The sequence below is a fragment of the Streptomyces sp. ASQP_92 genome (assembly GCF_025399895.1).
Lineage (GTDB): Bacteria > Actinomycetota > Actinomycetes > Streptomycetales > Streptomycetaceae > Streptomyces.
The window spans coordinates 244854-269237 of sequence record NZ_JAODUA010000009.1 but is presented as its reverse complement, the minus strand read 5'-3'; the positions used below and the strand labels follow the sequence as shown (position 1 = coordinate 269237).

Annotated in this window: 20 protein-coding genes; 12 read left to right on the top strand and 8 right to left on the bottom strand. The window is 72.4% G+C overall.

Annotated features, from left to right (window positions below; all coding sequences use genetic code 11):
* Positions 1-24: 24 nt before the first annotated feature.
* The 4 genes from ilvD to N4G70_RS21175 form a co-directional block, all read right to left on the bottom strand.
* A complete protein-coding gene (gene ilvD / locus N4G70_RS21190; RefSeq protein WP_261714240.1) occupies positions 25-1875 on the bottom strand; it encodes a dihydroxy-acid dehydratase in 1851 nt (616 codons plus the stop codon).
* Between the two features lie 491 nt (positions 1876-2366).
* Positions 2367-3008: a TetR family transcriptional regulator gene (locus N4G70_RS21185; RefSeq protein ID WP_261714239.1), complete on the bottom strand. Its 642-nt coding sequence runs from the start codon at positions 3006-3008 to the stop codon at positions 2367-2369.
* A complete protein-coding gene (locus N4G70_RS21180) occupies positions 3005-3826 on the bottom strand; it encodes a sugar phosphate isomerase/epimerase (protein WP_261714238.1) in 822 nt (273 codons plus the stop codon). Before N4G70_RS21180 ends, N4G70_RS21185 begins: the two co-directional genes overlap by 4 nt.
* Positions 3827-3967: 141 nt before the next feature.
* Positions 3968-4900 carry a Ppx/GppA phosphatase family protein gene (locus N4G70_RS21175; RefSeq protein WP_261714237.1) on the bottom strand — a complete coding sequence of 311 codons (933 nt, stop codon included), beginning with the start codon at positions 4898-4900 and terminating at the stop codon, positions 3968-3970.
* A gap of 52 nt (positions 4901-4952) precedes the next feature.
* On the opposite strand from N4G70_RS21175, the gene N4G70_RS21170 reads away from it, so the two are divergent.
* Positions 4953-5768 carry a hypothetical protein gene (locus tag N4G70_RS21170; RefSeq protein WP_388730015.1) on the top strand — a complete coding sequence of 272 codons (816 nt, stop codon included), beginning with the start codon at positions 4953-4955 and terminating at the stop codon, positions 5766-5768.
* Positions 5769-5792: 24 nt separating this feature from the next.
* Here the strand turns inward: N4G70_RS21170 and N4G70_RS21165 are convergent, their stop codons facing one another.
* On the bottom strand, positions 5793-7445 hold the full coding sequence (locus tag N4G70_RS21165) for a BACON domain-containing protein (RefSeq protein WP_261714236.1): 1653 nt from the start codon (positions 7443-7445) through the stop codon (positions 5793-5795).
* A gap of 315 nt (positions 7446-7760) precedes the next feature.
* On the opposite strand from N4G70_RS21165, the gene radA reads away from it, so the two are divergent.
* Positions 7761-9158, top strand: coding sequence for a DNA repair protein RadA (gene radA, locus N4G70_RS21160; RefSeq protein WP_261714235.1), 1398 nt, complete (start codon positions 7761-7763; stop codon positions 9156-9158).
* 101 nt (positions 9159-9259) lie between these two features.
* Positions 9260-10384 carry a DNA integrity scanning diadenylate cyclase DisA gene (gene disA / locus N4G70_RS21155; RefSeq protein ID WP_120722082.1) on the top strand — a complete coding sequence of 375 codons (1125 nt, stop codon included), beginning with the start codon at positions 9260-9262 and terminating at the stop codon, positions 10382-10384.
* Positions 10385-10779: 395 nt separating this feature from the next.
* Here disA and N4G70_RS21150 read toward each other — a convergent pair whose 3' ends face one another.
* Positions 10780-11625, bottom strand: coding sequence for a hypothetical protein (locus tag N4G70_RS21150; RefSeq protein WP_261714234.1), 846 nt, complete (start codon positions 11623-11625; stop codon positions 10780-10782).
* 165 nt (positions 11626-11790) lie between these two features.
* On the opposite strand from N4G70_RS21150, the gene N4G70_RS21145 reads away from it, so the two are divergent.
* The 6 genes from N4G70_RS21145 to cseC all read left to right on the top strand — a co-directional run bounded on the left by N4G70_RS21145 (position 11791) and on the right by cseC (position 17045).
* On the top strand, positions 11791-12417 hold the full coding sequence (locus tag N4G70_RS21145) for a phosphatase PAP2 family protein (RefSeq protein WP_261714233.1): 627 nt from the start codon (positions 11791-11793) through the stop codon (positions 12415-12417).
* A 70-nt stretch (positions 12418-12487) separates the two neighbouring features.
* The gene (locus N4G70_RS21140) at positions 12488-13402 is read left to right on the top strand and encodes an A/G-specific adenine glycosylase (RefSeq protein WP_388730436.1); all 915 of its coding nucleotides are present in this window, start codon (positions 12488-12490) and stop codon (positions 13400-13402) included.
* 242 nt (positions 13403-13644) lie between these two features.
* Complete coding sequence (locus N4G70_RS21135) at positions 13645-14202, top strand: SigE family RNA polymerase sigma factor (protein ID WP_120722085.1); 558 nt, start codon at positions 13645-13647, stop codon at positions 14200-14202.
* Positions 14203-14222: 20 nt separating this feature from the next.
* Complete coding sequence (locus tag N4G70_RS21130) at positions 14223-14852, top strand: hypothetical protein (RefSeq protein ID WP_261714231.1); 630 nt, start codon at positions 14223-14225, stop codon at positions 14850-14852.
* A 149-nt stretch (positions 14853-15001) separates the two neighbouring features.
* The gene (cseB, locus tag N4G70_RS21125) at positions 15002-15706 is read left to right on the top strand and encodes a two-component system response regulator CseB (protein WP_261714230.1); all 705 of its coding nucleotides are present in this window, start codon (positions 15002-15004) and stop codon (positions 15704-15706) included.
* A 7-nt stretch (positions 15707-15713) separates the two neighbouring features.
* Entirely contained in the window at positions 15714-17045 is a 1332-nt protein-coding gene (cseC, locus tag N4G70_RS21120; protein WP_261714229.1) for a two-component system sensor histidine kinase CseC, read from the top strand.
* A gap of 177 nt (positions 17046-17222) precedes the next feature.
* Here the strand turns inward: cseC and N4G70_RS21115 are convergent, their stop codons facing one another.
* Positions 17223-18815, bottom strand: coding sequence for an MDR family MFS transporter (locus N4G70_RS21115; RefSeq protein WP_261714228.1), 1593 nt, complete (start codon positions 18813-18815; stop codon positions 17223-17225).
* A 173-nt stretch (positions 18816-18988) separates the two neighbouring features.
* Here N4G70_RS21115 and N4G70_RS21110 point away from each other — a divergent pair, with 173 nt between their 5' ends.
* Entirely contained in the window at positions 18989-19552 is a 564-nt protein-coding gene (locus tag N4G70_RS21110) for a TetR/AcrR family transcriptional regulator (protein WP_261714227.1), read from the top strand.
* Positions 19553-19585: 33 nt separating this feature from the next.
* Here N4G70_RS21110 and N4G70_RS21105 read toward each other — a convergent pair whose 3' ends face one another.
* Complete coding sequence (locus tag N4G70_RS21105; protein WP_261714226.1) at positions 19586-20251, bottom strand: M23 family metallopeptidase; 666 nt, start codon at positions 20249-20251, stop codon at positions 19586-19588.
* Positions 20252-20752: 501 nt separating this feature from the next.
* Here N4G70_RS21105 and N4G70_RS21100 point away from each other — a divergent pair.
* On the top strand, positions 20753-21094 hold the full coding sequence (locus N4G70_RS21100; protein ID WP_261714225.1) for a trypco2 family protein: 342 nt from the start codon (positions 20753-20755) through the stop codon (positions 21092-21094).
* Positions 21091-24315 carry an NACHT domain-containing protein gene (locus N4G70_RS21095; RefSeq protein WP_261714224.1) on the top strand — a complete coding sequence of 1075 codons (3225 nt, stop codon included), beginning with the start codon at positions 21091-21093 and terminating at the stop codon, positions 24313-24315. Before N4G70_RS21100 ends, N4G70_RS21095 begins: the two co-directional genes overlap by 4 nt.
* The last annotated feature ends 69 nt before the right edge of the window (positions 24316-24384 follow it).

Here is a 24384-nt window from a genome sequence, read left to right as displayed (position 1 = left end):
GGCCCTCAGGGCCCCCTGTCGGCCTCAGCCCAGCTTCGACACGTCGCGCACCGCGCCGCGGTCGGCGCTGGTGGCCATGGCGGCGTAGGCGCGCAGCGCGGCGGACACCTTGCGCTCGCGGTTCTTCGGGGCGTACACCCCGCCCAGCGCCTCGCGGCGGGACGCCAACTCGGCCTCGGGGACCAGGAGTTCGATGGACCGGTTGGGGATGTCGATGCGGATGCGGTCACCGTCCTCGACCAGCGCGATGGTGCCGCCGGACGCCGCCTCGGGCGAGGCGTGGCCGATGGACAGGCCCGAGGTGCCGCCGGAGAAGCGGCCGTCGGTGATCAGCGCGCAGGTCTTGCCGAGGCCGCGGCCCTTGAGGAACGACGTCGGGTACAGCATCTCCTGCATGCCGGGGCCGCCCTTGGGGCCCTCGTAGCGGATCACGACGACGTCGCCGTGCGTGATCTCCTTGCGCAGGATCTTGTCGACGGCGTCCTCCTGCGACTCGCAGACGACGGCCGGGCCCTCGAAGGTCCAGATCGACTCGTCGACGCCGGCCGTCTTCACCACACAGCCGTCCTCGGCGAGGTTGCCGCGCAGCACGGCGAGGCCGCCGTCCTTGCTGTACGCGTGCGCCGCGTCCCGGATGCAGCCCTCGGCGGCGTCGGTGTCCAGGGTGTCCCAGCGCTCGGACTGCGAGAACGCGGTCGCCGAACGGACGCAGCCGGGAGCCGCGTGCCACAGCTCGACGGCCTCGGGGGACGGGGAGCCGCCCCGCACGTCCCAGGCGTCCAGCCACTCCTTGATGGAGCGGGAGTGGACGGTGTGAACGTCCTCGTTGAGCAGGCCCGCGCGGTACAGCTCGCCGAGGATCGCGGGGATGCCGCCGGCGCGGTGCACGTCCTCCATGTAGTACGTACGGTCCTTGGCGACGTTCGGCGCCACCTTGGCCAGGCACGGGACGCGGCGGCTGACGGCGTCCATGTCGCTGAGGCCGTAGTCGAGTTCGGCCTCCTGGGCGGCGGCCAGCAGGTGCAGGATCGTGTTGGTGGAGCCGCCCATGGCGATGTCGAGCGCCATGGCGTTCTCGAACGCGGCGCGGGTCGCGATGGAGCGGGGCAGGACGGAGTGGTCGTCGTCCTCGTAGTGCCGCTTGGTGATCTCGACGACCGTGCGGGCCGCGTTCTCGTACAGGGCGCGGCGCGCGGTGTGGGTCGCGAGGACCGAGCCGTTGCCGGGGAGGGAGAGGCCGATCGCCTCGGTCAGGCAGTTCATGGAGTTGGCCGTGAACATGCCGGAACAGGAGCCGCAGGTGGGACAGGCGTTCTCCTCGATGCGGAGGATGTCCGCGTCGGAGATCTTGTCGTTGACCGCGTCCGAGATCGCGTCGACCAGGTCGAGGGTGCGGACCGTGCCGTCGACCAGGGTCGCCTTGCCGGACTCCATCGGGCCGCCGGAGACGAAGACGGTGGGGATGTTGAGGCGCAGCGCGGCCATCAGCATGCCGGGGGTGATCTTGTCGCAGTTGGAGATGCAGATCAGGGCGTCCGCGCAGTGCGCCTCCACCATGTACTCCACGCTGTCCGCGATGAGGTCGCGGGAGGGCAGGCTGTAGAGCATGCCGCCGTGGCCCATCGCGATGCCGTCGTCCACGGCGATGGTGTTGAACTCGCGGGGCACGGCGCCGGCGGCCAGGATGGCCTCGCTGACGATCCGGCCCACGGGGGCGAGGTGGGTGTGGCCCGGCACGAACTCCGTGAAGCTGTTCGCCACGGCGATGATCGGCTTGCCGATGTCCTCGCTCGCTACACCGGAGGCCCGCATCAGGGCGCGGGCGCCCGCCATGTTGCGGCCGTGGGTGACTGTGCGGGACCTCAGCTCGGGCATCGTCGCTCGTCTCCTAGGTATGGGCGTGCTCTGGTGTGAGCCTACGCCGGGGCTCCGCCATCTGGACAGGGTGTCCGAATGGCGGGATCCGGGGTTCGCCATGTGACCCTCCGGGTCGGGGGGGGGTGGGCAGCTGCTGGGGCTTCGCCCCAGACCCCGGGGGCCCCTCCCCGCCCCTTCCCTAAACCCTCCGGGGGGATGTCGTACGGGCGCGGACCGTGGTCGCTTCTCGCGCAGTTCCCCGCGCCCCCAAAACCATCGGTCGTGTGCGGGCCGTGGTCGCTTCTCGCGCAGTTCCCCGCGCCCCTTAGCGGTATCGGTGCTGGCCCGCATCGGGCATTTCAGCCCGTCCGGCGATTGAGGACGAGCGCCCTTAAGGCGCGAACGGGGTCTGGGGCGGAGCCCCAGGAAGGCCCGAACCAACCAACCCTGCGCCTACGGGCGGGCGGGTGGGCAAAGGTGCTCGGGGTCTGGGGCGGAGCCCCAGGGGGCTATTCGGTCAGGTAGCGCTGGAGGGTGGGGCCCACCTCGGTCACGATGCGTTCCGCCGGCACGGACGCCAGCGGCTCGACCTCCAACACGTACCGCATGATCACGATCCCCATCATGTGCGACGCCGCCAGCTCCGCCCGGAAGCGGGGATCCGGCACGTCGAGGTCGGCCGCGACCCGCTCCAGGAGGCGCCGCAGCACCACGCCGCGCAGGACCTTCGCGGCCGCCTCGTGCGTGAGGGCCGAGCGGATCACCGCGATCAGGGGGGTGCGGGTCACCGGGTTCTCCCAGATGCCCAGGAAGTGGCGGGCGAGGCGTTCACCGACGCCGTCCAGGGAGTCGCCGAGGATCGCGTCCGCGGTGAGGGCGGGCTCGAAGTCGACCTCGATGGCCGCCGCGAACACCGCCTCCTTCGTACCGAAGTAGTGGTGGACCAGCGACGCGTCCACCCCCGCCGCCTTGGCGATGCCCCGCATGGACGTCTTGTCGTACCCCCGCCCGGAGAACTCCGTACGCGCCGCGGACAGGATGCGCTCACGCGTGCCGGGCCCCGCCTCGGCGGCGGCCCGCGGCGGCCGGCCGCGGCGGCGCGGAGCGGGGGGGTCCGCGTCCGGCCCGGCCCCGCCCGCCGCCGGTGTCATGCGCGGCGGGCCGGCGCGGACGCCAGGTGCAGGCGGGTGAAGGCGAGCGCCTCCGCGAGGTCGGCCTCGCGTTCGGCGGCGGACATGGCCCGGCGGGTGTTGACCTCGATGACGACATGCCCGTCGAAGCCCGTCAGCGCGAGGCGCTCCAGGAGTTCCGCGCACGGCTGCGTGCCCCGGCCGGGCACCAGGTGCTCGTCCTTCGCCGAGCCGCGCCCGTCCGCGAGGTGGACGTGGGCCAGCCGGTCGCCCATCCGGTCGACCATGGCCATCGCGTCCGTACGGGAGGTCGCGGCGTGCGACAGGTCGACGGTGAAGTGGCGGTAGTCGTCCTTCGTCACGTCCCAGTCGGGCGCGTACGCCAGCATCTCGCGGTCCCGGTAGCGCCACGGGTACATGTTCTCGACGGCGAATCTGACGTCCGTCTCGTCCGCCATCCGCCAGATCCCGCTCACGAAGTCGCGGGAGTACTGGCGCTGCCAGCGGAAGGGGGGATGGACCACCACCGCCGACGCGCCGAGCTTCTCCGCCGCCGCCCGCGCCCGCTGGAGCTTCACCCAGGGATCGGTGGACCAGACCCGCTGGGTGATCAGCAGACACGGCGCGTGGACGGCCAGGATCGGCACCTGGTGATAGTCGGAGAGCCGCCGCAGGGCTTCGATGTCCTGGCTGACGGGGTCGGTCCAGACCATGACCTCGACGCCGTCGTAGCCCAGGCGCGCGGCGATCTCGAAGGCCGTCGCCGTCGACTCCGGGTAAACCGAGGCCGTGGACAGGGCGACCTTCGCATCCGGGATGCGCACCACTGGTTCTGCCACGCAGACAGGGTACGGGCCGTCACCGCCGGGCGGGGAGGCGGTCCGAGGAGACCGACGAACGTCACATCCGCCGACAACGCGTTACGCGCCGCCCGGCGTTCTGGACGGCACGCGGCCGCGCGCGCGACACCGTGGTCGGCGTCACACCGCCGGCAGGTGGTCGAGGTGGCGCAGGATCACGCCCTCGCGCAGCGCCCAGGGGCAGATCTCCAGTTCGTCGACCGCGAACAGGTCCATCGCGCCCTCCGCGACGAGCGCGCCCGCGAGCAGTTGCGGCGCCCGGCCCTGCGAGACGCCGGGCAGGGTGGTGCGCTGCTCGGTCGTCATCGCGGCGAGCTTGGGCACCCACTCCTGAAGTGACGTACGACTCAGCGTGCGCTGCACATAGGCGCCCTCGCTCGACCGCGCGGCCCCCGCGATCCGGGCGAGCTGCTTGAACGTCTTGGACGTGGCGACCACATGGTCCGGCCGCCCCGAGCGCGCGAACTCCCCTACCGTGCCCGCGATTTGGGCCCGTACGTGGCGGCGCAGGGCGCGTACGTCGGACGGGTCCGGCGGGTCGCCCGGCAGCCAGCCGGCGGTCAGCCGCCCGGCGCCCAGCGGCAGCGAGACCGCCGCGACCGGCTCCTCGTCGATCCCGTACGCCACCTCGAGGGAGCCCCCGCCGATGTCGAGCAGGAGCAGCTTCCCCGCCGACCAGCCGTACCAGCGCCGCGCCGCGAGAAAGGTGAGGCGGGCCTCCTCCTCTCCGGAGAGCACGCCCAGATCGACCCCGGTCTCGTCGCGGACCCGGGCGGTGACCTGGTCGACGTTGCTGGCCTCGCGCACCGCCGAGGTCGCGAAGGGAAGCAGTTCCTGAACGCCCTTGTCCTCGGCGGAGAGCAGTGCCTCGCTGATGGTGGCGACCAGCCGGTCGATGCCCTCCGCGCCGATCGCGCCGTCCTCGTCGAGGAGTTCGGCGAGCCGCAGTTCGGCCTTGTGCGAGTGCGCGGGCAGCGGCGCGGCACCGGCGTGCGCGTCCACCACCAGCAGATGAACCGTGTTCGACCCCACATCGAGGACTCCGAGTCTCATGGACCGAACGCTACTGCGCGTCCGGAGGCGCCCTCGGACATACGCTGGAGGTGTGCCAAAGACGAAAAAGGCGAAGCCGGGCAAAGCCAAGGCCCCGAAGAACCCCGCCCCAGTGATCCAGGACGAGCAGGGGATCGACTTCCCGCGCGCCTGGGTCGAGTTCCCCGACCCCGCCGACGACGAGCAGGTCTTCCGCTGCGACCTGACCTGGCTCACCTCGCGGTGGACCTGCATCTTCGGCAGTGGCTGCCAGGGCATCGAGGCGGGCCGGGCCGACGACGGCTGCTGCACGCTTGGCGCCCACTTCTCCGACGAGGACGACGAGAAGCGGGTGGCCGGGCACGTGGCGCGGCTCACCCCCGAGCTGTGGCAGTTCCACGACGTCGGCACGGAGACGGGCTGGATCCAGACCGACGAGGACGGCGACCGCCAGACCCGCCGCTGGAACGGCTCGTGCATCTTCCAGAACCGGCCGGGCTTCCCCGGCGGCATGGGCTGCTCGCTGCACATCCTCGCCCTCAAGGAGGGCAAGGAGCCGCTGGAGACCAAGCCGGACGTCTGCTGGCAGCTGCCGGTGCGCCGGACGTACGACTGGATCGAGCGGCCCGACGACACCAAGGTGCTCCAGATCTCGATCGGCGAGTACGACCGCCGCGGCTGGGGGCCCGGCGGCCACGACCTGCACTGGTGGTGCACCTCGGCGACCTCCGCCCATGGCGCGGGCGAGCCGGTGTATGTGACGTACCGGCCGGAGCTGACGGAGCTGATGGGCGAGGAGGCGTACGCGGTCCTGGTCGAGCAGTGCGAGGCGCGGCTCGCCTCGCTGCTGCCGCTCGTCGCCCCGCATCCGGCCGACCCGGCGCGGTAACTCCCTTGCCCGAGCGGCGAGTTGTCAGCCGCTCGGGGACGGTGAGGGCGGTGTCCCGGTGGGCGAGGGAGTGTCCGTCGGGGTCGGGCTCTGGCTCGGCGGGGTGGGCGTGGGCGTCGGGCTGCTCGGCGTCGGCGTCGGCCGGGGGGTCGGCGACGCGCTGGATCCGGGCGGGCCGGGGTGGCCCGAGCCGCCGGGAACGGGCGAGGACGGGGGCGCGACCGGTGTGCCGTCACCGCTGATCCGTACCGCCGCGCCCGACGGCTCCACGTCGACCCGCACCGACCAGGCGTGCTGCGGCTCCTGGGTGTGGTCGACCCGGATGTACACGGTGACGCTCTGGCCGGGCGCGAGCCGGCCCGCGCTCTGGCTGATGGTGAGCCAGCGGGCGCGGCTGCGCAGCGACCAGTCGACGGGGGCGCCGCCGGTCGAGGTGAGCGTCAGGACGGTCGTGTCGCCCGCCGAACTCGCCGCGACCGCGAGCCGGCCGGGGCCCGCCGGGGCGGTCGTGGGGCTGATGACCTCGACCGACACGTCGGGGGCGCGGCTGCCGGCGGTGAAGCGGGTGTCGGGCTGGGCGCGGGCGTTGCCGGCGTTCTCGTAACGGTCGTGCGGGCGCGCGCCGGGACCGTCGGCCTCGCTCGCGGTGACCTTCGCGGCGCCGGCCTGCGGCTCGCCGGTGGCGGGGGCGCCCCGGTAGGCGGCCCACAGCGCGAAGACGGGGGCCGCGACGACGGTCGCGACGACGGTGGTGGTCACCGCCCTGGCCCGTAGCCGGTCGCGCCGGGCGGCCCGGTCCTTGGGGTCCATCGGGAACCCGGTGCGGTCGAAGCGCGGAGCACCGGCGCGCGTGCGCGGCACATGCATCATCGCGGCCTGCGCGGCGGCCCGCGGCGCCTTCGCCAGCGGCAGCGCGGCCGGGGTGACGGTCGACCCGGGCCAGGGTCCGGCCGCGCCCGCGCGTTCGGCGGCGCGGCGGCAGCGGGGGCAGTCGTCGACGTGCCGGACCAGTTCGCGGCGCAGCGCCGCGGAGAGCAACACCTGGTGATCGCCGGTCAGTTGGGCCACGGTCGGGCAGCCGCCCATCTCGACGACGGCGAGCGCGGCCCGGGTCCGCTCGACCTCGCAGGCGCCCGCGGCGAGCAGTTCGCGCGCGGCCGGGTAGTTCATGCCGAGCACCGAGGCGACCTCGCGGGCGCCGAGGTGGTGGCGGACCGCGAGTTCGAGCGCCTCACGCTGTTCGGGGGTGGTGCCGGCCGCCTCGGGCCAGGCGAGCAGGGCCAGTTCGCGGCGGCGGCGCTCCCGCTCCTCCTCGGAGACCTCCACGGCGGGGGGTGCCTCGGGGGCGCGGCCGGTGTGGGCGCCCTGCCGGTTGCGTCTGCGCTCGGCCAGCTTGCGCAGACAGGCCCAGCGGGCGAGCGCGTACAGCCACGCCCTGCGTTCGGCCTCGGCCGCGGGGCAGCGCGCGTACTGGCGCTCGGAGACGGCGAGTATGTCGCCGAGGGCCGCCGTCGCCTCGTCGTGGTCGCACAGGACGGACAGGCAGTAGGTGAACAGGCCGTCCAGGTACGCCTCGTACCGGGCGGGCGGGCGCTGGGCCAACGTGCGGGGCGCACGGCGCTGCGCCCGGTGTGCGCCGGTGTTGTGCGCTGGTTGATCCAGTCTGCTGCTCGTCACGCGTGCGACCGTAGGGGCAGCATCGGGGCTTCTTCGTACCGGTTGAGCACATTTAATCCTTACGGGTGAACGTATCCCTCAAAAGGGGACAGGAATCGGGAATTCCATGGCATTCCATGGCAGACCCATCACGCACTGTGCCAACGGACGCGGCCCATCGGGGCGACGCGGAGCGGGCTCCGTCCACCCGAACGGCGGGGCGCGGAAGACCGGTGCCCGCGCCCGGCCTCGCGCCCGGCCCCGCCCGAGGTCTTCCGACCGCCTTCGCACGGCCGCCCGGGCGGGATTGTCAGTGGGCCCCTATACGGTGACGCCATGGCTGCCCGTACGAAATCCGCGAAGGACCGGCCGTCCTACCGCTGCACCGAATGCGGCTGGACCACCGCCAAGTGGCTCGGCCGTTGCCCCGAGTGCCAGGCCTGGGGGACGGTCGAGGAGTACGGCGCGCCCGCGGTGCGCACCACGGCGGCGGGCCGGGTCTCCACGGCCGCGCTGCCCATCGGCCAGGTGGACGGCCGCCAGGCGACCGCCCGCACCACCGGCGTCAGCGAGCTCGACCGGGTGCTCGGCGGAGGTCTCGTGCCGGGCGCGGTGGTACTGCTCGCGGGCGAGCCCGGCGTCGGCAAGTCCACGCTGCTCCTGGACGTGGCGGCCAAGGCGGCCAGTGACGACCACCGCACGCTCTACATCACGGGCGAGGAGTCGGCGAGCCAGGTCAGGATGCGCGCCGACCGCATCAAGGCGCTGAACGACCACCTCTATCTCGCCGCCGAGACGGACCTGTCGGCCGTGCTCGGCCACCTCGACGCGGTGAAGCCCTCGCTCCTCGTCCTGGACTCGGTGCAGACCGTCGCCTCGCCCGAGATCGACGGCGCCCCCGGCGGCATGGCCCAGGTCCGCGAGGTCGCGGGCGCGCTGATCCGCGCCTCCAAGGAGCGCGGCATGTCCACGCTCCTGGTCGGCCATGTCACCAAGGACGGCGCGATCGCGGGCCCCCGCCTCCTGGAGCACCTCGTGGACGTCGTGCTCTCCTTCGAGGGCGACCGGCACGCGCGGCTGCGCCTGGTGCGCGGCGTCAAGAACCGCTACGGCGCGACCGACGAGGTCGGCTGCTTCGAGCTGCACGACGAGGGCATCATCGGACTCGCCGACCCCAGCGGCCTGTTCCTCACCCGGCGCGACGTGGCGGTGCCGGGCACCTGTCTCACCGTCACCCTGGAGGGCCGCCGCCCCCTGGTCGCCGAGGTGCAGGCGCTCACCGTCGACTCGCAGATCCCCTCCCCGCGCCGCACCACCTCCGGCCTGGAGACCTCCCGCGTCTCGATGATGCTCGCGGTCCTTGAACAGCGCGGCCGCATCACCGCTCTCGGCAAGCGCGACATCTACAGCGCGACGGTGGGCGGGGTGAAGCTCTCCGAGCCCGCGGCCGACCTCGCGATCGCCCTCGCGCTCGCCTCGGCGGCCAGCGACACTCCGCTGCCCAAGAACCTCGTCGCCATCGGCGAGGTGGGCCTCGCGGGCGAGGTCAGAAGGGTCACCGGAGTCCAGCGCCGGCTGGCCGAGGCGCACCGCCTCGGCTTCACGCACGCCCTGGTGCCGACCGACCCCGGCAAGGTCCCGGCCGGTATGAAGGTCACGGAAGTCGCCGACATGGGGGACGCGCTGCGGGTGCTGCCGCGCGGCCGTCGCGCACAGGCCCCACGGGAGGAGTAGCCGCGCCGGTAGACTTTGCCCTGGTCTCGCCCGTCCGTACGAGCGGTACGCACGCAGCACGCGAGCAGTACGCGCCGTATGAGCAACACCGGAGGAGTGCAGTGGCAGCCAACGACCGGGCATCAGCACCCGGAAAGTCCGGCACAGGCTCCGGTAACGAAGCACTGATGCGGGCCGCGCTGAGCGCCGTCGCGCCCGGCACCGCGCTCCGCGACGGCCTGGAGCGCATCCTGCGCGGCAACACCGGCGGTCTGATCGTGCTCGGCCTCGACAAGACCGTCGACTCGATGTGCACGGGCGGCTTCGTCCTGGACGTCGAGTTCGCCGCGACGCGCCTGCGCGAGCTGTGCAAGCTCGACGGGGCGCTCGTCCTCGACAAGGACATCACCAAGATCCACCGCGCCGGTGTGCAGCTCGTGCCCGACGCGGGCATCCCCACCGACGAGACGGGCACCCGCCACCGCACGGCGGACCGCGTCTCCAAGCAGTGCAACTACCCGGTGGTGTCGGTCAGCCAGTCCATGCGCCTGATCGCGCTGTACGTGAACGGCGAGCGCCGGGTCCTGGAGGAGTCGGCGGCGATCCTGTCCCGCGCGAACCAGGCGCTGGCCACGCTTGAGCGGTACAAGCTCCGCCTCGACGAGGTCGCGGGCACGCTGTCCGCCCTCGAAATCGAGGACCTGGTGACGGTGCGGGACGTCACGGCGGTCGCCCAGCGCCTGGAGATGGTGCGGCGCATCGCGACGGAAATCGCCGAGTACGTGGTGGAGTTGGGCACGGACGGGCGGCTGCTCTCCCTCCAGCTCGACGAGCTGATCGCCGGGGTCGAGCCCGAGCGGGAGCTGGTCGTACGGGACTACGTGCCCGAGCCCACCGCCAAGCGGTCCCGCACGGTGGACGAGGCGCTGCGCGAGCTCAACGACCTCACCCACGCGGAACTGCTCGAACTGCCCATAGTGGCAAGGGCGTTGGGCTACAGCGGCTCCCCCGAGACGCTGGACTCCGCGGTGTCCCCGCGGGGCTACCGGCTCCTCGCGAAGGTGCCGCGGCTGCCGGGAGCGATCATCGAGCGGCTCGTCGAGCACTTCGGGGGCTTGCAGAAACTGCTGGCCGCCTCGGTGGACGACCTCCAGACGGTCGACGGCGTCGGGGAGGCGCGGGCGCGGAGCGTGCGGGAGGGGCTCTCGCGGCTGGCCGAGTCCTCCATCCTGGAGCGGTACGTATAGGCACCCCTGGGGCTCCGCCCCAGACCCCCTTCGCGCCTTAAAGGGCGCTCGTCCTCAAACGCCGGACGGGCTGAAGGTGCCCCAGCACCGAGCAGTTAAGGGGCGCGAGGAACTGCGCGACCAGCCACACACGGCCCGCACCCGAAAGCCGGGCTTCCTGGGGCTCCGCCCCAGACCCCGTTCGCGCCTGAACGGCGCTCGTCCTCAATCGCCGGACGGGCTGAAGGTGCCCCAGCACCGAGCAGTTAAGGGGCGCGAGGAACTGCGCGATCAGCCGGCTGCGGCCCGCAGACAAAAGCGGGTTTGGGGGCGCGGGGAACTGCGCGACCAGCCACGCACGGCCCGCAGCCGAGCCGACATCCCCCGGAGGGTTTCGGGAAGGGGTGGGGTGGGGGCTAATCCTTCGCCAGGGCGAAGGACGCCCGCGCCACCGGGAGCCCGGGGAAGTGGGCCTCCAGGAGGTACGTGCCCGGGGACACCGCCCCCGCCGGCGGCGTCGCACACCCCGGCGCCGACTTCGACCGGTCCCACTCCACGGCGTGGGTGATCGTCGCCCCGCCCGGCACCTGGAAGAAGAGGGCCGGGTCCCCGGAGGGACAGTCGTCCGTGGACCACACGCGGTCGTTGCCGGTGGAGGTGACCGTCACGACGGCCCCCTTCGGCCCGAGGTCCGCCTTGCACGTCGAGGCCGAGTTGTTCTTGAGGACGACCTCGATGCGCGGCTTCTCCCCCGGCCCGAACGTCGTCTTGGTGCTGCGCAGGGTCAGGGACAGTGAACCCGGGGCGCAGATCGGCAGGGGGGAGCCGGCCGGAACCCGGTTGCGGCCCTCACCGTTGCCACCCGAACTGCCGCCCCCGGAACCGGAGTCGGAGCCGCCCGAGCCCGTACTCGTACCGCCGTCCGCGGAGTTGGCGCCGCCGGAGCCGCCAGGGCCACCGGAGCCGGCCGAGCCTGCGGATCCGCCCGACCCACCGGAACCACCGGAACCGCCGGATCCGCTCGATTCGTCGCGGCCGCCCGGGGCCGTACTGATGGCGGGGCCGGAGCCCGTGGGGCCCGGCGTGATGGACTGCGTGGGGTTCGGGCCCTTGCTGGTGCCGCCCTTGCTGCCGCCGCCGCCCGAAGTGGCGAACCACAGAACGAGGATGGCCAGCAAGGCGATCAAGGACAGCGCGACGGCCCTCCGTCGCCAGTAGATGGAGGAGGGAAGCGGCCCGACCGGATTGCGCAGAGATCCCACGCACCGAACCTTACGAGAGATCGGCGCCAACTCCCGCCCCACCCGCCGCCACTCCGGCGAAGTTTTGCGGATCATCATTCCGGAGCGCATCACTCCGCAACCTGGGCGCCGCCTTCCGGGCGACTCGTGGTCACCGGCCCTTCATCATTCATACTGTCCGTCACCATGGATAGTGAGCTCTACCGCAACATCACCGACTTCGCCCACGACATGCCGTCCTGGGTGCAGAGCTTCGTCGAGGTCTGGACGGAGCTCGGACTCCTGCTGTTCGGCGTGCTGTTCGTCTGCGCCTGGTGGCGGGCGCGCCGCCGGGACACGACGTCGTTCGCCCTGGCCCTGCTCGCGCCCCTCGCGACGGCGGCCGCCTACCTGTGCAGCGAGGTGATGAAGTCGCTGATCGACGAGGAGCGGCCCTGCCGGGCGGTGGCGGGCGCGGCGACCTCGCTGATCGCCTGCCCGGTCAACGGCGACTGGTCGTTCCCCTCCAACCACGCCACGATCGCGGGCGCCGCGGCCGTCGCGCTCGCGCTGGCCTGGTCGCGGATCTGGATGATCACCGTGCCGATGGCTCTGGCGATGGCCTTCTCGCGGGTCTTCGTCGGCGTGCACTACCCGCACGACGTGGCGGTCGGCCTGGTGCTCGGCACCGTGATCGCGCTGATCGTCGTCAAGGCGGGCACCCGCCCGGTGCGGGCGCTTGCCGAGTCGATGCGTACCAGCGACATCGCGCCGGTCGCCTGGTTCACCGGGCCCGGCGCGCGCATGCACGCCAGGCAGCACGCACGCCGCTGAGACCCGCCGCGCGCCCCCCTTCGGACCCGAACATGCCAGGATCGGCTCTGCGATGAACATTCTGCCGACGATGCCCACCGTGCCCACGAACGAGACGAACGAGACGACCCGGCCCGCCGTCCTCCACGAATCCGTCATCGGATGGTTCGGCGAACACGCCCGCGACCTGCCCTGGCGGCGCCCCGAGGCGGGCGCCTGGGGCGTGATGGTCAGCGAGTTCATGCTTCAGCAGACCCCGGTCAGCCGGGTGCTCCCGGTGTACGAGCAGTGGCTGGCCCGCTGGCCGCGCCCGGCCGACCTGGCGGCCGACGCGCCCGGCGAGGCGGTCCGCGCCTGGGGCCGCCTCGGCTACCCGCGCCGCGCGCTGCGGCTGCACGGCGCCGCGCTCGCCATAACGGAACGCCACGGCGGCGACGTACCGGCCGACCACGGGCAGCTTCTCGCGCTGCCCGGCATCGGTGAGTACACGGCGGCCGCGGTCGCCTCGTTCGCCTACGGGCAGCGTCACGCCGTCCTCGACACCAACGTCCGCCGGGTCTTCGCGCGGGCCGTGACCGGCGTCCAGTACCCGCCGACCGCGACCACCGCCGCCGAGCGGCGCCTGGCGCGGGCGCTGCTGCCCGAGGACGAGGTCACCGCCGCGCGCTGGGCGGCCGCGTCCATGGAGCTCGGCGCGCTGGTCTGCACGGCCAAGAACGAGACGTGCGGGCGCTGTCCGATCGCCGCGCAGTGCGCCTGGCGGCTGGCCGGCAAGCCCGCGCACCAGGGCCCGGCGCGGCGCGGCCAGACCTACGCGGGCACCGACCGGCAGGTGCGCGGCCGGCTCCTCGCGGTGCTGCGGGACGCCACCGGATCCGTACCGCAGTCGGCGCTCGACGCGGCCTGGCACGAGCCGGTGCAGCGGGCCAGGGCGCTGGACGGCCTGGTCTCCGACGGTCTGGTCGAACCGCTCGACGGCGGCCGCTACCGGCTCCCCCAGTCCTGAGCTCGGACCGGCGCCACCCCCGCGGCCGCAGGGCGTCCGACTGTGTCCGTAACGCCCGAAAGGGAGCCGTTACCCCTGGAAAACGGCGGTAAACCTCGGCTGTTACACAACCGATGGCTCACCGTGCGCCTCCCGACGGCTCCTCCGCACAGGCCCGTGACAAGCGCTCCGTAGGTTCATTCACGTAAGCGACCAGCAGGACGAGCGGGACCAGCTCACGGGGATGACGGAGGCGGTTGGGTATGGCGCAGGGCGAGGTGCTTGAGTTCGAGGAGTACGTACGCACCCGGCAGGACGCGCTGCTGCGCAGTGCCCGGCGGCTCGTTCCGGACCCCGTGGACGCGCAGGACCTGCTCCAGACCGCGCTGGCCCGCACCTACGGCCGCTGGGACGGCATCGCCGACAAGACGCTGGCCGACGCCTACCTGCGCCGCGTCATGATCAACACGCGGACCGAGTGGTGGCGCGCCCGCAAGCTCGAAGAGGTGCCCACCGAGCAGCTTCCCGACGCCCGCGTCGAGGACGGCTCCGAGCAGCGCGCCGACCGCGCCCTGCTGATGGACGTCCTCAAGGTGCTCGCCCCCAAGCAGCGCAGCGTGGTCGTGCTGCGACACTGGGAGCAGATGAGCACCGAGGAGACGGCCGCGGCCCTGGGCATGTCGGCCGGCACCGTGAAGAGCACGCTGCACCGGGCGCTGGCCCGGCTCCGCCAGGAGCTGGAGAGCCGCGAGCTGGACTTCCGCGCGCTGGAGCACGGCAACGCGGGCGACGTAAAGGGGCGGGAGCGGTGCGCGGCCTGACCAGGCACAGGGGGAGCGCGGTGACGGCGGGGACCACGGCACTGGCCGGGATCTCCGCCCTCGGGCTGTTCATGACCGGTTGCTCCACGGGCGGCACCGGCACCCGGGACGAGGGCGTGGCACCGCCCGCCGACAAGGTCGCCCACGCCACGCCGTCGCCGAGCGCGTCCACCCAGGCACCCTTCGCCAAGGTCGACCCGGTGCGGCTGCTCAAGGGCGACCCGAAGGTCAGCGCCCGGGTCAAGGCCCAGCTCAAACCCTGCACCAAGGACGAGTACCCCATCGACGTGACGTACGGGCACCTGACCGGCACGACCGGCCAGGACGTCGTCGTGAACGTCATGAACTGCGCCGACGCCGTGGGCCTCGGCGCCTATGTGTACCGCGCGTCCGGCGCCTCGTACGACAACGTCTTCACCGCCGAGGAGACGCCCGTGTACGCCGAGATCGACCGGGGCGATCTGGTGGTGACGCGGCAGATGTACGCGCCCGGCGACAAGCCGGCCTTCGCGTCGAGCGAGGTCGTGACGACGTATCGCTGGTCGGGCGGCGCGACCGGCAAGTTCGCGCAGCAGGACCAGGTGGAGAACGACTACAGCAAGGCCGTCGACGGCAGTGGGACCAGCGCCCCCGCGCCCACCACTCCCTGACCGCGCCGCCCGCGTCGGTGAGCCGCGCCGTGGGGATGCCGCAGACTGGTACCGCGCCCAGCACACCGACGAGCCGCACCGGCGCCACGGACCGCGGCACGGCCGCCGGGCGCCGCAAGAGACCGCCGGAGAACTGAGAGAGCAGCGCGATGGCCGAGACCCATGTTCTGTTCGTCGAGGACGACGACGTGATCCGTGAAGCCACCCAGCTCGCCCTGGAGCGGGACGGCTTCACCGTGACCGCCATGCCCGACGGGCTTTCCGGCCTGGAAGCGTTCCGCGCGGACCGGCCCGACATCGCCCTGCTCGACGTGATGCTGCCGGGCCTGGACGGCGTGAGCCTGTGCCGCCGCATCCGCGACGAGTCGACCGTGCCGGTCATCATGCTGTCCGCGCGCGCCGACTCCATCGACGTCGTCCTCGGCCTGGAGGCCGGCGCGGACGACTACGTCACCAAGCCGTTCGACGGTGCCGTCCTGGTCGCCCGGATCCGCGCCGTGCTGCGCCGCTTCGGGCACGCGGGCGGCCCCGGCGCCGCCGCCGAGCCGCCCGAGGACGCCTCGGGGAGCGGGGTCCTCGCGTTCGGCGACATCGAGATCGACACCGAGGGCATGGAGGTCACCAAGGGCGGCGAGACCGTCGCGCTGACCCCCACCGAGATGCGGCTGCTCCTCGAGTTCTCCTCGGCCCCCGGCACGGTGCTGTCCCGCGACAAACTCCTGGAGCGGGTCTGGGACTACGGCTGGGGCGGCGACACCCGGGTGGTGGACGTGCATGTGCAGCGGCTGCGCACCAAGATCGGGCAGGACCGGATCGAGACCGTCCGTGGCTTCGGCTACAAACTGAAGGCGTGATGGGCCAGTGAGGCGCCCCGTGCTGCGGACCGGCGTCCGCTGGAAGATCAGTATCGCGATCACGGCGGTGGGCGCGCTCACCGTGATGGCGCTGAGCCTCGTGGTGCACAACGCGGCCCGCGTCTCGATGCTCGACAACGCCCGCGAAGTGCAGATGGAGCGGCTCAACTTCGCGCAGAACTACTACGAGACGAGCAACAAGCGGGTCCGCTTCGGCACCAAGCTGAACGATCCCGCGCTGCCGGGCGCCCTCAAGTCCAAGGCGCTGCAAGGGCGCAAGGTCTCCTCGGTGCAGGAGCGCGACAGCGGGCCGCCCGACATCTGGGCCGCGGTGCCCGTCGGCAACGGCGACGTCCTGTCGCTGCACTCCACCTTCACCGACCGCAGCTCCAATGTGATGGCGGACCTCGACCGCGCCCTGGTCATCGGCTCGGTGGCGGTCGTCTTCGGCGGCTGCGCGCTCGGCATCCTCATCGGCGGCCAGATCTCCCGCAGGCTCCGCAAGGCGGCCGACGCGGCGGGCAGGGTCGCCGAGGGCAACACGGACGTACGGGTGCGGGACGCCATCGGCGGTGTCGTACGCGACGAGACCGACGAGCTCGCCCGCGCGGTGGACGCGCTCACCGACGCGCTCCAGGAGCGCATCGAGGCCGAGCGCCGGGTCACCGCGGACATCGCGCACGAGCTGCGCACCCCGGTCACGGGGCTGCTCACCGCCGCCGAACTCCTGCCTCCGGGCCGCCCCACCGAGCTGGTGCGCAACCGGGCGCAGGCCATGCGCACGCTGGTGGAGGACGTCCTGGAGGTCGCCCGCCTGGACAGCGCCTCCGAGCGGGCCGAGCTCCAGGACATCGCGCTCGGCGAGTTCGTGAGCCGCCGGGTCACCGCGTTCGACCCCGAGGTGAAGGTGCGGGTCGTCCACGAGTCGTGGGTCAGCACCGACCCGCGCCGCCTGGAGCGCATCCTGGGCAATCTGCTGGGCAACGCCGCCAAGCACGGCGGGGGTCCGGTGGAGGTCACCGTCGAGGGCCGGGTGGTACGGGTCCGCGACCACGGGGCCGGGTTCCCGGAGGCGCTGCTGCGCGACGGGCCGAGCCGGTTCCGTACCGGGTCGAGCGACCGGTCGGGCAATGGGCACGGACTGGGTCTCACGATCGCCGCGGGCCAGGCGAAGGTGCTGGGCGCCCGCCTCACCTTCCGCAACGCGGCCCCCGAGGGCTCGCCCAACGCGGCCGGCACCGGCGGGGCGATCGCCGTGCTCTGGCTCCCCGAGCACGCCCCCACCAACACGGGCAGCTTCCCGGCGCAGCCGCCGGGGGCGGGTGCGGTGCAGGCGTAGGGGGTGCCCGGCGTCTCCCGTCACGCGAACGAGGAACGCCAACGGCCGGTCACGGCAAGGCTGTTGACGATGTGCCGTCGGCGATGCGGGCCGGACGGACGCACAGGGGGCCGGGGGCCGCGGGCCCCAGGGGGCCGGGCCTCCGGCCCCCTGCGAAGGCGGGCGGGCGGGAAATCCCTACGACACCGACTCGGTGACCGGCGGAGCCACCGGCGCCCCGTCCCGCTCGGGCTCGGGGGCCGGCGCGGCGCCCCGCAGCGGGACCTCCTTCACGAAGAGGGCCGCCACGAACATGGCCACCGCGATGATCGAGCCGACCAGGAACGTTCCGTGCGTACCGGAGGAGACGGCGTACTGGTACGCCTCGCGCACCGGCGCCGGCAGCTTCAGCAGGCTCGCGTGGTCGAGCTGGGCCGAGCCCAGCTTGCCCGCGCCCGCCCCGAGCCGGCGCACCATCTCGTCGCCGACCCGGTTGGTGAAGATCGCGCCCATGATCGAGACGCCGAAGGACGAGCCGAGCGTACGGAAGAGGGTCGTGGAGGACGAGGCGACGCCCATGTCCTTCATCTCGACGCTGTTCTGCGCGACCAGCATCGTGATCTGCATCAGGAAGCCCATGCCCGCGCCGAGCACCGCCATGTAGACGCCGGACATGAACCGGGTCGTGGTGACGTCCATCGTGGAGAGGAGGAACAGGCCCACCACGACGAGCGCGCCGCCCAGGATCGGGAAGATCTTGTACTTGCCGCTGCTGGTGGTGACGCGGCCCGCGATCAGCGAGACGGCCATCATCGAGAGCAGCATCGGCAGGAGCAGCAGGCCGGAGTTGGTGGCGGAGGCGCCCTGCACGGACTGCTGGTACAGCGGCAGGAACAGCATCGCGCCGAACATCACGAAGCCGGTGAGGAAGCCGATCCCGGACATGAGCGAGAAGTTGCGGTTGCGGAAGATGTGCAGCGGCAGGATCGGCTCGGCGGCCTTGGTCTCGACGAAGAGGAAGCCGACGACGGCGACGACGCCGAGTGCGATGAGCTCCATGATGATCGCGGAGCCCCAGGCGTACTGCGAGCCGCCCCAGGTGGTGACCAGGACGATCGAGGTGATGCCCACGGTCAGCAGGATGGTGCCGAGGTAGTCGATCCGGCCGCGCGCCCGCTTCTTGGGCAAGTGCAGGACGGCGGTGACCATGGCCAGCGCGACCGCGCCGAGCGGGAGGTTGATGTAGAACGTCCAGCGCCAGCCGAGGTGGTCGGTGATGGCGCCGCCGACCAGCGGTCCGCCGATCATGGCGAGCGCCATGACGCCGGCCATCATGCCCTGGTACTTGCCGCGCTCGCGGGGCGGAATGAGGTCACCGATGATCGCCATGACGCCGACCATGAGGCCGCCCGCGCCCAGGCCCTGGATCGCGCGGAAGCCGATGAGCTGGCTCATGTCCTGCGCCATGCCGCTGAGCGCGGAGCCGAGCAGGAAGATCGCGATGGAGGTGAGGAAGGCGCCCTTGCGCCCGTACATGTCGCCGAGCTTGCCCCAGATCGGGGTGGAGGCGGCGGTGGCCAGGGTGTAGGCGGTGACCACCCAGGACAGGTGCTCGAGTCCGCCGAGCTCGCCCACGATCGTCGGCATCGCCGTGTTCACGATCATGTTGTCGAGCATGGCGAGCAGCATCGCGATCATGAGGGCGAGGAGCACGACCCGCACGCTGCGTGGCTGCGGCGCGTCGGTCACCTCCGCATCCACTGCCTTCTCGTCCGGTATCCCCGTAGCCATCGTCCCCAACTCCCTGAAGCCTGACGTCCGCCGGGAGAGCTACTTACTTGTCGCCCGGCTAGTTACCACTACACTGGGGAAGGTAGACCCCAACTTGCCGGGCGTCAAGTAAGTAAATGACAAACGGCACGGGCGCCGGGGGACGGCGCCCGTACGCATTCGGGAGAGCAGGCATGGCCAGAGGAAACACCCGCCAGCGGATCCAGGACGTCGCCCTGGAGCTCTTCGGCGAGCAGGGGTACGAGAAGACCTCGCTGCGCGAGATCGCGGAGCGGCTGGAGGTCACCAAGGCCGCGCTCTACTACCACTTCAAGACCAAGGAAGACATCATCATCAGCCTCTTCCAGGACCTCACGAGGCCCATGGACGAGGTGATCGAGTGGGGGCGCACCCAGCCGCACACCCTCGACGTCAAACTGGAGATCATGCGCCGCTACAGCGAGGCCCTCTTCGGGGCCGAGCCGCTGTTCCGGTTCATGCAGGAGAACCAGGCGACCATGCGCGAGCTGAGCATCGGCGAGATGTTCAAGGAGCGGATGCACGCGATGGTCGACCTGCTGAAGGACCCGGAGGCCACCATGGCCGACCAGATCCGCTGCTTCACGGCGCTGTTCTCGATGCACGCCGGGATGTTCGTCCTCAAGGACATGGAGGGCGGCCCCGAGGAGAAGCGCCTGAGCGTCCTCGAAGTCGCCAGTGACCTGGTGACCCAGGCCCATCACAACTCGCGCGCCTAGGGCGCGCACCAATCGGATCCGGCGCCCAACGGATCAGACCGTGACGCCCACCGTCCGCAGGAAGGCCACCGGGTTGACGGCCGAGCCGTAGTTCGGCGTCGTACGGATCTCGAAGTGCAGGTGCGGGCCGCTGGAGTTGCCGGTGTTGCCCGACAGCGCGATCCGCTCGCCGGTGGCCACGCGCTGGCCGACGCGTACGCCGATGTGGGACAGGTGGGCGTACTGCGAGTACGTGTGGTCGGCGTGCCGGATCACGATCGCGTTGCCGTACGCGGGGCCGTCACCGGCGCCGACCGGGCCGGCCTTCACGACGGTGCCGGAGTGCGCGGCGGAGACCGGGGTGCCGCTGGGCACGGCGAAGTCCTGGCCGGAGTGCTTGTGCGACCACATCGAGCCGCCCAGACCGAAGCTCGCGCTCAGCGTGTAGCGCGCGACCGGCTGCACCCAGGAGGCGGCCTTGGCCGCGGCGGCCTGTCGCGCGGTGGCCGCGGCCTTGCCCTGCGCCTTGGCCTGGTCGGCGACGGCGCTGGTGGTGACGGTGGTCGCGGCGAGCGGCAGGGCGCTGGCCTCGTCGGCCGCCGCGACGCCCGCGCCGAGGAGCGTGGCGGCCCCCGCTCCCGTCGCGACGACGGAGACCGCCAGGGCGCGCAGCCGGGCGGCGGAGGGGCGGACGGTCTGGGACGAGGTGCGCTGGGACATGCGGGGAGAACTCTTTCGTACGGCGACAGGGGATCGCCGCCGAGTGGGATCCGGCGGCATGCGCGGACCCGGCACGCACAGCGGCACACCGGGTCGACCTCACCTTGGTAGCGCGTGACTCCATCTCCGCCCAAAACGCCCATCTACGAAGGAAAGCCGTAACGATCAGAAGGGGAATAGGCGATATAAGGGTAAATACGCCCCAACGGCCCCTAAGGCACCTAGTAGGCCCCTGATCTCCTGTGCGCCTTGTCACCGCAACCGGGACCTAAGCCCTTCCTTTTCAGGACCAACGGCACGCAACCCATGGCGTGGCCGCGCCGTGGGCCCCGCCGCGGGCCGCCCGCCCAGGCCCGCGGGCCCCGCGCGCACGGGCCGCCCGCCCAGACCGTCCGGGCCGGCACCCCCGGGCCGTCCGGGTCGGCACCTCCCGACCCCTCCCACCCCTGTCCCAACTCCCGTACTCAGAGAGAGACTTGGGGTGAGCGAGGGGGAACAGACATGACCGACGACAGCCATGACGCGGACGGGATCGAACTCGCCGACGCCATCGAGTCCGTACGCGAGCAGCTCATCGAGGCCGCCGCCCGAGGCGCCGGGGAGCCGCTGGTCTTCGAGCTCGGCGACATCCAGATGGAGTTCACGTTCGAGCTCCGCAAGGAACGCAGGGGCGGCCTCAAGGCCCGGGCCTGGGTGGTGGAGGCGGGCGCCGACGCGGGGCGCGTCACGGGGCGTACGCACAGGGTGTCCTTCACCCTGAAGCCGCACACCGCCGCCGACGGCTCCGCCTGGAAGGTCCACAACCCCCGGCCGGGCGGAGGCTTCGCGGCCGGCCCGCGGTGAGCGCCGCCCCGCCCACGACCGCCGACCGGGTCGTGGCCATCCTGTCGGAGGGCTGCCAGGGCAGCGGGGTCATCGTCTCCCCGTGGCTGGTGCTGACCTGTGCGCACAACCTGGTGGGCGCCCCGCCGGTCCGCCTCGCCCATCCGGCGATCGGCGAGGTGACCGGTCAAGTCCTGTGGCGGGACGACGAGTTGGACGCGGCACTGATCTACAGCGACGAGGAGCTACTGCCGGGTCTGCTGCGGCTGGGCACCGTCGACACCGCCCAGTCGCTGCCCGGCTGCGAGATCATCGGCTTCCCCGACATCCAGCGCTACGGCGCCGACCACCACCTGGACTACGACCAGTTCGTGGGCACGGTCCTGCCGGTCGCCGGGAGCCTGCGCCAGGATCTGGTCTGCGAACTGCACCGGCCCCCGGCCGCCGAGCGCGCCGACGGCAGCTCGCCGCTCATGGGCCTGTCGGGCGCCCCCCTGTTCGCGGCGGCCACCCTGCTCGGCCTGGTCAAGGAGATCCCGCGCGGGCGCGGCCACCGCCGGGTGGTGTGCGTGCCGCTGCGGGGCATCTTCGCCTCGGAGGGCTTCCTGGCCGCGTTCGCCACGCTCGCCGCGGTGACCGCCCTCGAACTCGTCACCGGCGTACCCCCGCAGGACCAGCGCTACGAGCACGAGTACGCCGAGGCCATCGGCGCCTCGTACCGCAAGACGAAGATCTTCGGCCTGGACGAGCTGAACAAGCGGGACTCCGAGTGGGACCTGGACACCGCCTACCTCAGCCTGGAGGCGAGACCCAAGGCGACCGAGCCCCCGCAGCCGGGCCGCCCCCTGATGGACAGCGCCCCGCAGCGCATCGACGCCCTGCTCGCCTCCCGCCCCCGGGCCCTCATCCGGGGCGAGGCGGGCGCCGGCAAGACCACCCTGGTGTGGTGGCTGGCGGCGCACGCGGCGGCCGGACGGCTCGGACCGGGGCTGGCGGACCTCAACGCGCTGGTCCCCTTCGTGGTACCGCTGCGCACCCTGCGCGCCCAGGGCGCCACCTTCCCGCTGCCCGCCCAACTCCCCACCGCGGCACGCCTGGTGGTCGACGAGGCGCCCGAGGGCTGGGCGGGCCGGGTCCTGAAGACGGGGCGGGCGCTGCTCCTGGTGGACGGCCTCGACGAAGTGCCCCAGGAGGACCGTGAGGAGGCGCACCGCTGGCTCGCCGCCCTCCTGGACCGCTATCCGCGCACCCGCTGCGTGGTGACGGTACGGCCGATGGCGGTCGAGCCGGACTGGCTGAAGTACGCGGGCTTCGAGGAGCTCAGACTGCTCCCGATGAACGACGAGGACATCACCGCGTTCATCGCCGCCTGGCACCGCGCGGCCCGGCTCGACAGCGGCCCGCACGAGGACCTCGACGAGCTGGAACGCGACCTGTCCGAGCAGTTCAAGCAGAACAGCACCCTGCGGGGCCTGGCCCGCACCCCGCTGCTCTGCGCCGTGATCTGCGCCCTGCACCGGCTGCGCCAGGGCTTCCTGCCCGACACCCGCTGGAAGCTGTACGAGGCCGCCCTGCGGATGCTGCTCGGCAACCGGGACCAGCAGCGCAAGGTCGAGTCGCCCGAAGGCATCCAGATCAGCGCCGAGGAGTGCACCGAGCTGCTCCAGCGGATCGCGGTGTGGCTGGTGCGCGAGGGACAGTCGGAGTTCTCCCGCGACCAGGCGCTGCGCCAGCTCAAGCGCGCCCTCTCAGGGATGGAGAACGTACGCGGCCAGGGCACCCCCAAGGACGTGCTGCGCCACCTCCTCAACCGCAGCGGACTCCTCCAGGAACACGCCGACGACGTCTTCCAGTTCACCCACCGCACCTTCCAGGACTTCCTCGCCGCCAAGGAGTTCATCGAGGACGGGCACCTGGGCGAACTCCTTCGGCACGCCTCGGAGGAACAGCAGTGGCAGGACGTGATCCTGCTCGCCGCCGGACACTGCGGCCGCCGCGACCGTCCCGTCCTCATCAACGGCCTGCTCGACGCGGGCTCCCGGCAGCCGAACCCCCAGGACAGGGCCAAGATCCATGTGCTGGCGGCGCGCTGCGCCCAGCACGCCGCCTACCTCGACGAGACCACCGCCCGCCGGGTCCGCGAGCACATCACGGCGCTGCTTCCACCCCGCGACCTGGAGACCGTCACCCTGCTGGCGCGCCTGGGCCCGCCCGTCCTCGACCATCTCCCGGACCCGGCGACGGCCTCCCCCGAGGCGCTCGCGCACGTGGTGGGGCTCATCAACCGGGTCGGCAACGCGGAGGCCATCGAGCACGCCCGCGCGTGGTCCGCGGCCCACCCGGACGCCGTGGACCTGTTCGCCACCGAGTGGTCGCGCTACCCCGCCGAGCGCTACGCCCGCGAAGTCCTCGCCCACCTCGATCTGAGGGAGGCCCGGCTGCATGTGGAGACCCGCTGGCAACTCGCCCAGCTCCCGCACGTGCCCGGCGCCCGCCGGCTGTGGATCACCGTGCCGCCCGACCTGACCGCCGAGGAGCTGCACGCCGCGCTGCGCGGGCGCGAGGTGGCGGCGCTGCGTCTGAACGGCACCGAGCGCCTGACCGGGCTGGCCTTCTTACGGGACAGCGCGGAGCGCCTCACCGATCTGGAGGTGCTGCGCGGCTCGGGTCTGCGCGACCTCACCCAGCTCGCCCGGCTGCCCCGCCTGACCTCGCTCGGACTGCTCGACGTCGCCTCGCAGGAGGTCGACCTGTCCCCGCTCGGCGAGGTCCCGGCGCTGCGCACCCTGCTGTTCGGCAGCAGCACCGATCTCCATCTGGCGCAGCTTCCGGTGCTGAACGGCGTCACCACCCTGCATCTGGAGGCCGACCAGGTCTCCGGCTTCGACGCCCTGAGCCGCTGGCCCGCCCTCAGCTATCTGGAGCTCGCCCCGTCCTCCACGGCGACCACCCGGCGGCTCCTGGCGTATGTGCGGGGGCGGCCCGGCATCACCCGGCTCGGCGTCGCGCTGAGCTCGGTGGCGGCCCTCGCCGGGGTGGCCCCGCTGCCGAGCGTCCGCCACCTCGACCTGTGGCTCGCCAACTCCGACGGCGATCTCGGCGCCGTCCTCGCTGCCTTCCCGGCGCTGACGACGGTGGACCTCGCGGTCGGCACCGTCCAGGCGGGCTCCTGGAACCCGGGCGCCCTGCTGCGCCGCCCCGGCCTGACGGTCACCGTCAACGGAGGCCCGCTCGCCCCCTGAACGACGAAAAGGGACTGCCCCGGCCCGTACGGTGCGTACGGGCCGGGGCAGTCCCTTCGGGCGGGACCT

Bases quoted from the DNA above. Each gene is read 5' to 3' on its own strand.
- ilvD (WP_261714240.1), bottom strand. From the start codon at position 1,875: ATGCCCGAGCTGAGGTCCCGCACAGTCACCCACGGCCGCAACATGGCG.
- N4G70_RS21175 (WP_261714237.1), bottom strand. From the start codon at position 4,900: ATGAGACTCGGAGTCCTCGATGTGGGGTCGAACACGGTTCATCTGCTG.
- cseB (WP_261714230.1), top strand. From the start codon at position 15,002: ATGGCCGAGACCCATGTTCTGTTCGTCGAGGACGACGACGTGATCCGT.
- N4G70_RS21185 (WP_261714239.1), bottom strand. From the start codon at position 3,008: ATGACACCGGCGGCGGGCGGGGCCGGGCCGGACGCGGACCCCCCCGCT.
- N4G70_RS21135 (WP_120722085.1), top strand. From the start codon at position 13,645: ATGGCGCAGGGCGAGGTGCTTGAGTTCGAGGAGTACGTACGCACCCGG.
- radA (WP_261714235.1), top strand. From the start codon at position 7,761: ATGGCTGCCCGTACGAAATCCGCGAAGGACCGGCCGTCCTACCGCTGC.
- N4G70_RS21110 (WP_261714227.1), top strand. From the start codon at position 18,989: ATGGCCAGAGGAAACACCCGCCAGCGGATCCAGGACGTCGCCCTGGAG.
- N4G70_RS21105 (WP_261714226.1), bottom strand. From the start codon at position 20,251: ATGTCCCAGCGCACCTCGTCCCAGACCGTCCGCCCCTCCGCCGCCCGG.
- N4G70_RS21145 (WP_261714233.1), top strand. From the start codon at position 11,791: ATGGATAGTGAGCTCTACCGCAACATCACCGACTTCGCCCACGACATG.
- N4G70_RS21140 (WP_388730436.1), top strand. From the start codon at position 12,488: ATGCCCACCGTGCCCACGAACGAGACGAACGAGACGACCCGGCCCGCC.
- N4G70_RS21115 (WP_261714228.1), bottom strand. From the start codon at position 18,815: ATGGCTACGGGGATACCGGACGAGAAGGCAGTGGATGCGGAGGTGACC.
- N4G70_RS21100 (WP_261714225.1), top strand. From the start codon at position 20,753: ATGACCGACGACAGCCATGACGCGGACGGGATCGAACTCGCCGACGCC.